Annotated in this window: 10 protein-coding genes and 2 tRNA genes; 10 read left to right on the top strand and 2 right to left on the bottom strand. The window is 41.6% G+C overall.

The features are described 5' to 3' along the window. Positions 1–68 precede the first annotated feature (68 nt). From R8389_RS06225 to R8389_RS06215, 3 genes are all read left to right on the top strand, one after another. Positions 69–422, top strand: coding sequence for a lactococcin 972 family bacteriocin (locus R8389_RS06225; protein ID WP_317637164.1), 354 nt, complete (start codon positions 69–71; stop codon positions 420–422). Between the two features lie 67 nt (positions 423–489). Beyond that, the gene (locus R8389_RS06220; RefSeq protein WP_317637163.1) at positions 490–2,523 is read left to right on the top strand and encodes a hypothetical protein; all 2,034 of its coding nucleotides are present in this window, start codon (positions 490–492) and stop codon (positions 2,521–2,523) included. A gap of 11 nt (positions 2,524–2,534) precedes the next feature. Further along, entirely contained in the window at positions 2,535–3,194 is a 660-nt protein-coding gene (locus R8389_RS06215) for an ATP-binding cassette domain-containing protein (RefSeq protein WP_317637162.1), read from the top strand. Between the two features lie 266 nt (positions 3,195–3,460). On the opposite strand, the gene R8389_RS06210 is transcribed toward R8389_RS06215, so the two are convergent. Next, positions 3,461–4,285: a DUF2785 domain-containing protein gene (locus R8389_RS06210; RefSeq protein WP_317637161.1), complete on the bottom strand. Its 825-nt coding sequence runs from the start codon at positions 4,283–4,285 to the stop codon at positions 3,461–3,463. 201 nt (positions 4,286–4,486) lie between these two features. On the opposite strand from R8389_RS06210, the gene R8389_RS06205 reads away from it, so the two are divergent. Further along, positions 4,487–4,558, top strand: a tRNA-Gly gene (locus R8389_RS06205). Positions 4,559–4,599: 41 nt separating this feature from the next. Further along, a tRNA-Pro gene (locus R8389_RS06200) sits at positions 4,600–4,673 on the top strand. Between the two features lie 405 nt (positions 4,674–5,078). Here the strand turns inward: R8389_RS06200 and R8389_RS06195 are convergent. Continuing rightward, positions 5,079–5,294, bottom strand: a complete 216-nt coding sequence (locus R8389_RS06195; RefSeq protein WP_317637160.1) for a hypothetical protein — start codon at positions 5,292–5,294, stop codon at positions 5,079–5,081. Between the two features lie 326 nt (positions 5,295–5,620). On the opposite strand from R8389_RS06195, the gene R8389_RS06190 reads away from it, so the two are divergent. The 5 genes from R8389_RS06190 to rpoB all read left to right on the top strand — a co-directional run bounded on the left by R8389_RS06190 (position 5,621) and on the right by rpoB (position 13,972). Then, positions 5,621–6,103 (top strand): hypothetical protein, encoded by a 483-nt coding sequence (locus R8389_RS06190; RefSeq protein ID WP_317637159.1) that lies wholly within the window; start codon positions 5,621–5,623, stop codon positions 6,101–6,103. A 2-nt stretch (positions 6,104–6,105) separates the two neighbouring features. Then, a complete protein-coding gene (locus R8389_RS06185; protein WP_317637158.1) occupies positions 6,106–6,486 on the top strand; it encodes a hypothetical protein in 381 nt (126 codons plus the stop codon). Positions 6,487–6,649: 163 nt separating this feature from the next. After that, a complete protein-coding gene (locus R8389_RS06180; protein WP_317637157.1) occupies positions 6,650–7,234 on the top strand; it encodes a hypothetical protein in 585 nt (194 codons plus the stop codon). Between the two features lie 379 nt (positions 7,235–7,613). Then, positions 7,614–10,109, top strand: coding sequence for an ATP-dependent Clp protease ATP-binding subunit (locus tag R8389_RS06175; protein ID WP_317638258.1), 2,496 nt, complete (start codon positions 7,614–7,616; stop codon positions 10,107–10,109). Between the two features lie 212 nt (positions 10,110–10,321). Beyond that, on the top strand, positions 10,322–13,972 hold the full coding sequence (gene rpoB / locus R8389_RS06170; RefSeq protein ID WP_317637156.1) for a DNA-directed RNA polymerase subunit beta: 3,651 nt from the start codon (positions 10,322–10,324) through the stop codon (positions 13,970–13,972). Positions 13,973–13,982 lie beyond the last annotated feature (10 nt).

The following is a 13,982-nucleotide window of genomic DNA, read 5'->3' as shown; positions in this document are numbered from 1 at the left end:
TTTCTTCAAAAAAGTTGGGTTATCATCCTTAATATAAAGATTATTTTGTAGTTGGGAAGAGAAATGTTATGAATAAATTAAATAAAATTGTTGCTGGTGTAACTTTAGTTGTTCTTTTTGGCATAGCAATCGTTCCTACGCTTGGGTCAACTCCCAAAGAGGTGCATTCAGGAACTGTGGATAATGACAGCTTAAATTTGCGGGCATCTAAAAAAAGAGAGGGTGGCATGTGGAATTACGGTGTCGGCAGTACGTATGTTTGGTCATATTACCAACATAAACGTAGGTTGCATAAATCATCTGTAAGACCAGGATATTTTGCTGATACTATCAGTAGTGGCTGGCGGCAAAAAGGTACACAATCAAGAGCGTCCGCTCCCAAAGCTAAGTTGGGAAACGCTATGTTTTATAATGTGGATTAATTAATATTACTTAAGCTCACGATACAAATTTAATCGTGAGTTTTTGTTATAAGATGAGGTTTTACAGATGTTGCGTAAACTAAAAATCATCCTTTACTCACTAATTACTCTTGCTGCAATCGCATTATTTGCTGGACTGGTTCGTGAATATGATAATAACTCGATTCCGCATAACAGTACTATTGTGGAAGTTGCTGGGTGGAACACCAAGCTGCTTAACAAATGGAGGAAAGAACTTACTAGTAAAGAGGTCACCCAAAAAATTAGTAAAAAGCCTTTTTTTAATGAATTAAAAAAATTCGCTGGGGACGAAAATATTTCTTTGGTTAAATTACGTATCAATAAGTTTAACGGTCACCAAAGCAAAATAGTTTATGACTTTGGGGGCAAGACTAGCAACTACTCACTTTATCAAGGCGAGACCATTAAACAACTCACGGATAAAGAGTTACAGTTAGAAGATACTAAAGGAATTTATTGTACCAATGCAAATAATGATACTCTAGGACAGTTGCTTGCGGAACTTCGTGCACACGGATTAAAGGTCCGAGCTGCGGATATCTCCCTATCACCGCAAACTTTCCTGCAGCTGCTTTTGTCTAATCTTTCTCAAGACAATCTAATTGTCTTTCTTGGTATTATCGGCATCTTATTTATTGTAATGGTCCTAGAGAAGGTCTACCGTTTCAAGGCCTACGCCGTCATGAAGATTAATGGTTTAAGCAACCGGCAGATAATCAAGTCGGATTTAAAAGACGAATTGCCATTATTAAGTTTAGCTCTAGGCATAATTACGATAGTAATGGTTGTTTGGGGATTAGTTACCTTCACGTCTAGCGGTTGGTTCTTCTTTTTGCCCTATGCTTTAGCCCTGTTGTTAATAGTATTGTTGGGTTTTTTCTGCCTTAATGCTTTATCTTATCTTGTTTTAGTCTTAATTGATCCTTATGCGGCAATCAAGGGCGCAGAAAATACGCGCCCCTTTTTACTGATTGGCTATACCTTGAAAGTACTTTTGCTAGCCTTGATTATGGCTAATGGCATTTCTTTAACTAACCACAGTAGGATTTATACTAGGGACACCAATATAATTAAAGAGGTGCAATCACAAAAAGGCGGTTATCAACTCGAGATTAATTGGCAAACTCAAGATGGGCGCGAAGAGAAGCAAGTAGGTAAAATGGCCCACCAGTTAGTAGTGCAAACACCAGGGGTGATAGTTACACGTAATTCTCAACTATATTATCCACCTGTGCGAGATACGGATCCTGAAAATGGCAATGTAATTATTGCCAATAATGACTTTATCAAGAAGAGTGAGCTCAAGTCTAAGCAGATTAAAAATGCCAACAATAAGATGGTCGTCTATGTCCCGCAAGACCGCCTAGGCCAAGTAAAACAGGCTAAAAAGCAACTAAAAAGGTTAATTAATTTTCAAAATACCTTACCCAATTACTACCATAAAGAAAGAAAAAAGCTGCCGCCAATTGAGATTGTTCCCATTGCTAGTGGTCAAAGGATTTTTAATTATACAATTAGCTATAATGATATTTTAGCGGCAATCTCGACTGATCCCTTGATTGTCCTTGTGAATGATAAGTTGTTATCAGATAACTTTTATTTGGCAACGATTAGTCAAAAAATGGTTCGATTTCCAAATATTAAACTGCTTAAGCGATTAGTTAAGCAGCTAGGCTTGTCTCCTTATGTTACGGGTATTACTAGTCAAAAAGCACTGCTAGCAAAATACCAGACTAGGGCTAGAAAGCAGCTGCTCATGTTGACCCTCACGGCGGTATTGTCATTCTTGCAGCTCTTGTTCATTATCGTCTTCGTTAGTTCAACCTTCTTGCAGAGTCAGCGGCGCCGAATGGCAATCTACCGGGTCTTTGGCAAGTCTAATGCCAGATTGGTGGGGCTATTCTTACTTGCGAATCTAGGGCTAGACTTGGTGATCATGGCCCTGGTCTTAGCCAAGCTGCAGGCCCTGTCTTTATTGCCAGGGGCGCTAATTTACCTGCTAATCGAGGCGCTAGTGATCTTACTGACCTGGCGGCGAGCAGAGCATAATTTATTAACTACCCTCAACCACGGAAATTAGGAGCTATCAAAATGATTAAAGTAGAACACCTGACCAAAAAATTCAAAGAAAAAACGATTTTGGCAGAGATTAATTGCAGGCTGGAGACTGGCAAGAGCTATGCCATTGTGGGCAAGAGTGGTACAGGTAAAACAACCTTGCTCAACGTCTTAAGCGGCTTAGAAGAGGCGACCACCGGTACAGTATGGATTGATGACTTAAGCGTTAAACCCAAAAACCAGTGGAAGCTCTACCGCGAATATTGTGGTTTTCTGTTTCAAAACTTCGCCTTAATTGACACGGAGACAGTTAAGCAGAACCTGCGCCTGGGCTTAGCTAATCAGAAGCTAGCTAAAGCGGCAAGAGATAGCAAGCTGCAGGCAGCCCTGAGACAAGTAGGACTTGATTACTTGTCCCTGCAACAAAAGGTCTACACCTTAAGTGGCGGCGAGCAGCAACGGGTGGCGCTAGCGCGCATAATGTTAAAGAACCCCAAGGTAATTTTCGCTGATGAACCAACGGGCTCGCTTGATGCAGAGAACGGACAAATGGTAATCAAGTCCCTTCTAACAAGCTTTGATCCAGCGGCCACGATTGTGATTGCCACGCACGACCCGGCAGTCTGGCAGCAATGCGATTACGTTATTAAGCTGGCGGATGAAAATATTGAAATTACGCCCAATTTGAGCTGAGCAGCTACGCTACAGAACTGTCGAACTTCAAGAAGTATTGGTAAACTGGAATAGACCTGATCCTAGTAAAATCACGCAGACAGTTCCTGTTGCCGAGAAAGGTGCAAAAGAAATCGCAACTCAACTGTAAAATACAGCTATGGCAACCAACTGCAGCCAATAAATACGGCAGATGATGTAAAAAATAATGCTTGAATAAAGTTCCAAAGCCAAACGACTTTGGGACTTTATGTGCTTAAGCTGATTTTAGCAGCTAACAAAAGTCACTAGTCAACTTGATAACCCATTTGGGTATAGTAGGTCATGATTTTCGCGTTTAAGACAGTACGGATTTCTTCATCTTGCGAAAAGAAAAAGTACCAATTCTGTAAAAGTCGTTGCCAACTGGAGAGGCGGTACCAGTCGACCTGCTTAGCCCAGTCAATCTCCTGGTTCAGGCTTGTATCGAACTGGCAGACAAAACGTGTGAATCCAGCAGAAGTGACATTTCCAGCATGAACGCCCAGATAAAAGGCAGAGGCGATGCGCTGCTCTTCATCATCAATGAAGGGCGCTTGCATGTTGTGCCAAATCGTTTTGATTAGAGTAAAAAGCTCGTCTTCATTAGTACAGGTGAACTTTTGATGACTGAGTGTGGCACTTAGAAAGTCACTGCCGTGGGCTACGGCGTGAGCCCAGCCCTTGCCAGGGACGAAGCCGCGGTAGTCTTTTTCTTGGTTTAAATAAGCAATACTCCAATCAAATAGGAGTTGCCGCTGTTTATCCGCTAGGATTGCCTGCTTGCTGTCCTTGTCTATAATTAATCCACCCAGTAGCGCACTAAAAGTGCGCAAGAAAACCAAGTCGTTTTGGGGTTGGCCTATCCCCTTAAATAAGTTTTGTTCCTTGATAAAGGTTGCAATAATTGTTTCCACTTGCTGGGAAGTAAAGGCATCAAGATTAAAGCCGCGAGCAAACAGGGTATAGACCAGTTTATCGCGTAGGTGCGGATCAAGATTACCTACATTCTTGAGCATAAAGTTGACTTGTGCGTCAGTGAAGCGCAAGTCTTGGTCGGACGATTGGGCGAGTTGTTCGATAGCTGTCTGCATGTTCTGCTCCTTGATAAAATCGGTATCGTGTAGGTAAATAATAGCTTTTCTTGGCAGAAAGCGTCAAGTCTGACAAAGTCATTCAGCTTGCACTGCCTAACATTGATAAGCCTTGTCTTATTGCCCATACCGATATTTTTTGAATTATTTGACAAAAGTAGTTGCAAATTCAACTTGGTTTGCTATAATAATACCTGTCTTGCGGAAGTAGTTCAGTGGTAGAACATCACCTTGCCATGGTGGGGGTCGCGGGTTCGAATCCCGTCTTCCGCTCTATCTAAAAACCCACCGTAAGCGGTGGGTTTTTTATTGAACGGGAAATAGCTCAGCTTGGTAGAGCGCTACGTTCGGGACGTAGAGGTCGCAGGTTCGAATCCTGTTTTCCCGATTTTGAGAATTTTGCCTTTGTACTAACGGCTTAAAGCGTTGGTATGAAGGCATTTTTGTTTTTTCCACTTTTCTGAAATTGGCCCCAATCGGTTAAAAAACTTCATGTTTTTAAGTATACGTGCAAGTGGGCTAACCTTAGATATTTAATGTGGGGGAGTTATGAAAGATAGTAGAAACGCTGATTTAAAGGCAACTTCAAGGAGTGTCAAACGGTTTGTAAACTTCTATATTAAAAATGTTCTGTCTAAGAACGGGACTAAAGAAGAGCAGGGCGGGTAATATGCCTTTTTATTATCGCTGTTGGTAGATTATGTTTAGCTGATTGAAGACGTTTAGAGGGCTGAAATAAGCCATATTAGATGGTGTGTATTATGTAAAAAAGCCCGATCGTCGGACTTGCTATCTAGTAATACCTTAAAACAATCATGAAGAACATTAACACTAATCCTGCAACAAATGCATGTTTCCATGTCCCTTCAGGCAATTCTTTATTGAACATGTCTTTTGCAATCCATAGTGTAACTTTGTTCCATAAAACATATGTTGCAGCTGTCCATAATCCTGCGTTAATAATTAAAACAACAATCCAATCTATTGGGTCTTCTAAACCATAAAACATGTAATTTCTCACTTTCTGAATAAGTGCTTATCAAATCGATAATATATTTTTTAACTAAATAACTTTAACATACGAGAAATCAAAAAAATACTAACTGATAATTATTTATTGCGTTACCTGAATAAACACCAATAAACTTGCCGCCCACAATAATAAATAAAAAAAGGTTTTTGCTAGATTATTATATAAATGTTGAAATTTTTGAGTCTAATAATTGGATTACACTGTTTCTTAACTTTAGTGCTCCAAAAAAGTGTAAATGCGGCTAAAGCCAGTAGGAGGAGTTCATCAAATCAATTTCGTATTGCTTATCAAAGAGGGTACAGGTGGCAGTGTTGCTGCTCATTCAGGCTATAGATGAAAGTGGGAGATATTTTGGTAGGAATATCACTAATTCTATGATGGGTCACGCAGCAATTGCCACTTCATCAAAATATGCTTTGGAAATGCCAGGGAAAAAGATTTCAACTCATACCAGCAAAGCGACTTTTTTTAGAAGAAATTCTGGAGGTCAAAAAAATGTGGTTGTTTATCGAATAAAATTTCATACAGCTTATGCAAATAAAGCTGCTACCTATGCCTACAATTACAAGTATCGGAAAACTAATCCATCATATATGATAAACTTGTATCATAAGAGTCCCTCGTATTGTTCTAAATATGTATATTTAGCTTATTGGTGGGGAGCAACAAAGTCAGCATTGACCAATTACCGTGGTATACCACATATTGTTACGCCTCATGGATTAATCGAAAATTTCGTTGGTTCTTTTGTACCTAAATATATTTGTAAAGTAACGAGGTATTAATTATGAAAATGATAAAAATTGTATCAGCTATTTTAGATAGTTTAGGAGTCTTATTGGGATTTTGGCTTTTATTTAATGAAGTCGGAGAAATCGGTAATGTAATCTTTGAATTTAGAACATTTAGTCTAATATACGTCATTGGTGGTCTATTATTAATTATTGCTTGTATTTTCCAAGCAATTGCTATTTTTAGTAAATTAAATGTAGAGCTTTTTGCGGTGGGCTTTTTTAGTTGTTCTGTTTTGAACTGTCTGTATAATCTTATTTTGTATGGTGCTTGGGATGGGCAAGTTGAAGTTGTAATAATAATTTTAGCGATAATAACCATATTATTTATTCTTGTTTTTTTAAATCGTCGAACTGTAAAAAAAGCAGATAATTAATACCTAGTTATAGAAACTTAAAAAATATTAAGTAAGAAGGAACATAGGACTAATGCGAGAAATAGTAAAAAACCAAACATCAAAGAGGTCAAAGACAAAAACATAAACTAGAAAAGAAAAAATTGAAAAAAGCTGGAAGCAAAACAAATAGAGGAGTTTATTTATGATAATTAAGAGAAAAGATTGGAACAATTATCTTAATAAGGATATTTTAATAGAAAAGTTTGGCAAATCCCAATCAAATGGCACCTTTACATTAGGCTACATGGTTGCTGATTTAGGACAATACTATATTTTTCAAATTATTGATGATAATGGCACTTTACTGGTTTACACTTTGTGTAAGAAAACAAATATCGAAAGACTAGAATGTGAAGATAATTACACTAAAATGTTTGATTTTTATATAGCGTATCAAAAAAAGCATAATAATTTTGACCCGCTAAATCTAGAAAAAATATATCAAGAAATGCCTAAACAAAGTATTAATGCAATATTGAAATATTGCTATGACAATGGCTTTTATGTATCGATTACGGATGAAAAAAGTGACCTTTATAAAACTGGAAGAGTTGTTTCAGTTGATGAACAAAAAGTAATGATTGACGAAGAATCGTATTGCAAAGATTATGAATTTGACACAACTGACGAAATCAGTAAAGAACCAACCAATATCAATGACATATTAACACTGGAATTTGTTGCACAAGATAATTATCTCTACGAACAATATCTTAAGCAGAAGTAGTTGTTTAGTTTTATTCAGACAATATAAATTAGAAAGTCACCTTTGGGTGGCTTTTTTGATAAATAATTTAAATTTATACCCCGATGAAAAAGATTTAAAAAATTGGTTTCTGTTTCTCTTAAAAGTTACCTAGATTGGCCTTGCATGATTAATTACTTTATAAGTAACCAGCTAACTTGACGTCGACGACAGGTCAGCTACCAGCTTTTTACTTTATTAAACATGCTAAAAGGAGGAAAATTAGCGTCAGGAGGTAGTCTTTGCTATAATGGTGGCAATGTTTTGGGCCAAAAAGTCCCGGCTAGTGGAGCCGGAATATTTTACAATTTAGCCAAAAAGTTTATAGTGGAAACACATTATTTTTAAAGGTGGTGCTATGATGAAAAAATCTTATACTACGAGCGCAAATCAAGTTTTAGAGATTGCTCGTGAGCAAGCGCAAGCGTTTCACCATCGCTTGATTGGTACTGAACACGTGCTACTAGCAATGGTTATTGAGTCTGATGGCGAAGCGGGCAAAGATTTGCGAGCTTGGGGCGCAACACCAAAGACAATTCGTGAAGAAATTGAGCGTTATACCGGCTACGGTTCGGCAGGCAAGACCAGCTACATGGAGATGTCACCGCGTCTTAGCATGGTTTTGGCTTATGCGGGTACTCTGGCTGAACGTGAAGGATCAGCTAAAATTAGGACCTGTCACATTTTGCTGGGTCTGCTGCTCAATGAACAGGTTTTGGCGACCGTTATTTTACGCAACTTAAATATTGATTTGGATGGCTTACGTAACGATATCTTTCATAGCTTGGGTGAAGATGAGGCAATGGGGAGCAGCAATCAAAGTGAAGATGGCTGGTCGAATTATGGCGGACCTGACGATGGTGGTGTAGCTGCTCAAAGTGCTACGCCGACGCTTGACCAGGTTTCAGTCAACCTGAATGAACGTGCAGAAAATGGCCGAATCGATCCTGTGATCGGGCGCGATCGTGAAGTAGCGCGGGTAATTGAAATTCTGTCGCGGCGTAATAAGAATAATCCTGTCTTGATTGGTGAGCCTGGTGTTGGTAAGACAGCTGTAGCCGAAGCTATTGCAACTGCAATCGTTAATAAACAAGTTCCCTACGACTTGTTGGACAAGCAGGTGGTTTCATTGGACTTGGGCGGACTAGTTGCAGGGACTAAATATCGCGGCGAGTTTGAAGATCGCTTAAAGAAAATTATCAAAGAAATCACTGAAGACGGTAGTATCATTCTCTTTGTGGATGAGATGCACACCTTAATCGGAGCTGGTGGTGCTGAGGGTTCAATTGATGCAGCAAATATTTTGAAGCCGTCGCTAGCCCGGGGCGACATCCAAATGATTGGCGCTACTACCTTTGATGAGTACCAAAAATACGTGGAAAAGGATCAGGCGCTGGCGCGCCGCTTTCAGATTGTCCGGCTGAATGAGCCGTCACGGGCAGAATCCCTGGCAATTTTAACCGGTTTAAAGTCCAAGTACGAGCACTTCCACCACGTCAATATTTCGGAAGCGGCCTTGAAGAATGCCATTGACCTGTCAAGCCGCTATATTACTAACCGTTACTTGCCCGATAAGGCTATTGACTTGATTGATGAGGCCAGTGCGGCTGTGAAGATTAAGTCTGGCCGTGGTTCAAACAATCAATTGGTTCAGCTAAATGAGCAACTTAAAAAGGTGATTGAACAGAAGAATCAGGCGGCCGTCAATCAAAACTTCGTGAAGGCGGCCGAGCTGCAGGATAAGCAGAATAGCTTGCAATTACGTCAAGATAAGTTGGCAGACCGCTTAGAGAATTCGGCGATTGGCAAGTCAGCGGTGCAACCTGAAGATATTGCTAAAGTTGTCTCTAACTGGACTGGAGTACCGGTAACGCAAATGAACCGGAACGAGACCAAGCAGTTGGCTAACTTAGAAGGAGACTTGCACCGGCGGATCATTGGTCAAGATAAGGCCGTATCCGCTGTTAGTCGAGCTGTTCGCCGTAGCCGTAGTGGCATCAAGGATGAGAATCGGCCGATTGGCTCCTTCCTCTTCTTGGGTCCGACCGGTGTCGGTAAGACAGAACTCGCCAAGGCAATTGCCGCGGCCATTTTTGGTTCCGAAAACAATCTAATCAGAATTGACATGTCTGAATACATGGACCAGGTTGCTAGTAGCAAGTTAATTGGTTCAGCTCCTGGTTATGTTGGTTACGACGAAGGCGGTCAACTGTCCGAACAAGTTCGGCGTCATCCTTATTCAGTAGTTCTGCTCGATGAGGTGGAAAAAGCTCACCCAGATGTCTTTAACTTGTTGTTGCAGGTGCTTGATGATGGCTTTTTGACTGATTCCAAAGGCCGTAAAGTGGACTTTAAGAATACGATTGTCATTATGACCTCTAACCTGGGTTCGCGGTCACTCTTTGAAACTAAGGCGGTTGGCTTTGCGGCTGATCACACCAGTCAGACCAAATTGCGCCAAGAGCGGGTGCAACAAGCATTGAAACAGTTCTTCCGGCCTGAATTCTTGAATCGGGTGGATGAATCCATTATTTTTGATGAATTGGACCACAAGCAATTGCGTCAGATTGTGACTTTGTTGACCCGGAAGTTAATTGACCGCCTGCACAAGCTTGGCATTCAACTAAAGATATCTCGAGCTGCGCTTGATAAGATTGCTAAGGATGGTTACAACCCAGAGATGGGGGCCAGGCCGCTACGTCGGGCAATTGAGTCTGACATGGAGGACAAGATTGCTTCCTTATTAATTAAGGGCGAGCTTAAGTCTGGTGACCTCCTCAAGATTGGCTGCAACCATGATAAGCTCAAATTTGACATTGAACCGATTAGCAAAAACAAGCTGGTTGCTTCAAGGTGAAGAGGTTGACAGTTAGCTATTTATTTGCTATATTTAGCGGTGATTAAAAAAGCTGATTTTCAGGATTTTGCTGATCTATTGTCCAGCAGAATAATAAAGGACAAAAACGACAGGAGTTGTTTTTGTCTTTTTTATGCTTAAAATTCCAGCTTTTTGAAATTGTAACCAAAATGTAATATTAGCTTTCTCTGAATAGAAAGGATGTTTTCTCCTTGTTAAACGGACACGTAGTAAATTTTGGCAAACATCGTACAAGGCGTAGTTTTTCCCGCATTAAAGAAGTGCTGAAATTACCCAACTTGACAGATGTCCAAAACGAATCATATCAATGGTTTTTGGATGAAGGTATAAAGGACGTCTTTGACGACATTATGCCAATTAGTGACTTTTCAGGTAAGCTATCGCTGGAATATATTGGCTACAAACTGCAGAAGCCAAAGTATACTGTCGATGAAGCCCGGGATCATGATGCAACTTATTCTGCACCAATGAACGTCACGCTGAAGTTGACCAACCAAAAAACCGGTGAAATCAAGACCCAAGATGTCTTTTTTGGCGATTTACCGCTGATGACGGAATCAGGTTCTTTTATCATTAATGGTGCAGAAAGAGTCATCGTTTCTCAATTAGTTAGGTCCCCGAGTGTGTATTATTCAGGTGACTATGACAAGAATGGCCGTGAAATCTTTGGCACGACGGTTATTCCTAACCGCGGTGCCTGGCTGGAATATGAAACTGATGCCAAAAATGTCTCATACGTGCGTGTGGACCGTACTCGTAAGTTGCCTTTGACCGTTCTGATTAGAGCTCTTGGTATTGGTTCAGACGATGAAATTCTAGATATTTTTGGTCAAAGTGATACGCTGCAATTCACTTTAGACAAGGATGTACATAAGAACCCAGCCGATTCACGGGTTGCCGAAGCGCTGAAAGATGTTTATGAGCGCTTGCGTCCAGGTGAACCGAAGACCACCGATTCGTCCCGTTCACTGCTCTATGCGCGCTTCTTTGATCCACGTCGTTATGACTTGGCACCAGTTGGTCGGTACAAGGTTAACAAGAAGTTGTCGCTCAAGAACCGTCTTTATGGTGAAACACTGGCTGAAACTTTAGCAGACCCAGATACTGGTGAAATCATTGCCAAGAAGGATACTGTAGTTACTCATGAGCTAATGGAAACGCTTGAGCAGTACCTTGATCGTGATGACTTCAAGATGGTTACTTATGAACCTTCTAAAGAAGGGGTTTTGCAAGACCCAATTAGCGTTCAGGAGATTAAGGTCTACTCCAAGGTAAATCCCGAGCGTGTGGTTAAACTTATTTCTAATGGTCACATTGATGAGAACGTGAAGTATCTGACCCCAGCCGATGTTTTGGCCTCAATCAATTACTTCCTCCTGCTACAAGATGGTATTGGTAATACTGATGACATTGATCACTTAGGTAATCGCCGTATTCGTCGGGTTGGTGAATTAATGGAAAACCAATTTAGAATTGGTTTAGCACGAATGGAACGGGTTGTAAGGGAAAGAATGTCCATTCAAGACCCATCAACGGTCACCCCGCAACAATTAATTAATATCCGTCCGATTGTCGCCAGCATCAAGGAATTCTTTGGCTCATCGCAGTTATCCCAGTTTATGGATCAGCACAACCCCTTAGGTGAGTTAACGCACAAACGCCGGATGTCTGCCTTAGGACCTGGTGGTTTGACGCGGGATCGTGCCGGATATGAAGTTCGGGATGTGCACTATACGCAATATGGCCGTCTGTGCCCAATCGAAACACCAGAAGGTCCTAACATCGGGCTAATTAACTCGCTGGCTACTTATGCGGTGATTAACAAGTACGGCTTTATTGAAACGCCGTATCGGCGGGTCGACTGGACGACCCACAAGGTTACAGACCGGATTGATTACTTAACTGCCGACGTTGAGGATAATTACATCATTGCGGGTGCCAACGCTAAGTTGAATCCGGATGGTTCCTTTGAGGACGACTTGATTTTAGCGCGACATAAGGAAGACAACATTGAAGTTAGCCCAGACAAGATCGACTATATGGATGTTATTCCTAAGCAGGTTGTGTCGGTTGCTTCCGCCTGTATTCCTTTCCTAGAAAATGATGACTCTAACCGGGCATTGATGGGGGCCAACCAACAGCGTCAGGCAGCTCCACTTATCAACCCGCACAGCTCTTTAGTTGGTACTGGTATGGAATATCGGGCCGCCCACGATTCTGGTGCTGCGGTTTTGGCTGAAGCAGCTGGGACAGTTGAGTACGTTGATGCCAATACCATCAGAATTAGACGTGCAGACGGAACTTTAGACAAGTACACGCTTGAAAAGTACCGCCGGTCAAATAACTCTAAGTCATACAACCAGACACCGAACGTTAAGTTGGGTGATAAGGTTGAAGAGAGCGAAGTGATTGTTAACGGTCCAACGATGGATCATGGCGAACTGGCTTTGGGTCAAAACCCGGTAATCGCCTTTATGACTTGGAATATGTACAACTATGAAGATGCCATTATGCTTTCAGAACACCTGGTCAAGGATGATGTGTACACTTCAATCAGTATTGAAGATTATGAGTCAGAAGCACGTGATACCAAGCTTGGTCCTGAAGAAATTACGCGTGAATTACCTAATGTGGGTGAGGATGCACTAAAAGACCTTGACAGTCAAGGTATTGTCCGCATCGGAGCAGAAGTTCATGACGGCGATATTTTAGTTGGTAAGGTTACACCTAAGGGTGTGACTGAACTTTCAGCCGAAGAGCGCCTCTTGCACGCAATTTTTGGTGAAAAAGCCCGCGAAGTGCGTGATACTTCTCTTCGAGTACCGCATGGTGGTGGCGGAATTGTCCGCGATGTCAAAGTCTATACCCGTGAGAACGGTGACGAATTAGCACCTGGCGTTAATACCTTAGTTCGTGTTTACATTGCGCAAAAACGGAAAATTCAAGTTGGTGACAAGATGTCTGGGCGGCATGGTAACAAGGGTACGGTTGCGGCCGTTGTCCCGGAAGAGGATATGCCCTACTTACCAGATGGTACACCGGTTGATATTTGTTTGAACCCAATGGGTGTCCCTTCACGTATGAACATTGGACAGCTGCTTGAATTACACTTGGGTTGGGCTGCTAACCGACTCGGCATTCATGTTGCTACGCCGGTATTTGATGGTGCTAGTGAAGATGATGTTTGGGATACGGTTCACAAGGCCGGTGTTGACCGCGACGGTAAGACCGTGCTTTACGATGGCCGCACAGGAGAACCCTTCCATAACCGTGTTTCGGTGGGAATTATGCACTACTTGAAGCTAACCCACATGGTTGATGATAAGATTCACGCCCGTTCAATTGGGCCATACTCGCTGGTTACTCAACAACCGCTTGGGGGTAAAGCCCAGTTTGGTGGACAGCGTTTTGGTGAAATGGAAGTTTGGGCCCTTGAAGCTTATGGTGCCGCGTACACTCTGCAAGAGATCTTGACTTACAAGTCAGATGACGTTGTTGGCCGGGTCAAGGCCTATGAAGCTGTGGTCAAAGGCGAAAGAATTCCAAAGCCAGGCGTTCCTGAATCTTTCCGCGTGTTAGTTAAGGAATTACAATCGTTAGGATTGAATATTCGTGTTCTTGACATGGATCACAAGGAAATTGAATTGCGTGACATGGATGATGATTCAAACGAGCACTTGAACATCGATACCCTGTCCAAGATGGCTGAAGAGCAGCAAAAGAAGAAGTTAGCCGCAACAGCTGACGCTTCTGATGACGGTGAAGCCGGTGAGCCGGTAGAATCCACCGAGTCTGAAACTCCTGTCGATAAGTCCGATGATGATAACAAGATTTCTAAATAACTAGGAGGTT

Origin of the sequence: Lactobacillus xylocopicola (genome assembly GCF_033096005.1) — a bacterium.
Lineage (GTDB): Bacteria > Bacillota > Bacilli > Lactobacillales > Lactobacillaceae > Lactobacillus > Lactobacillus xylocopicola.
Note: the sequence above shows the minus strand (reverse complement) of the source record. Positions and strands in the feature narration are given on the sequence as shown.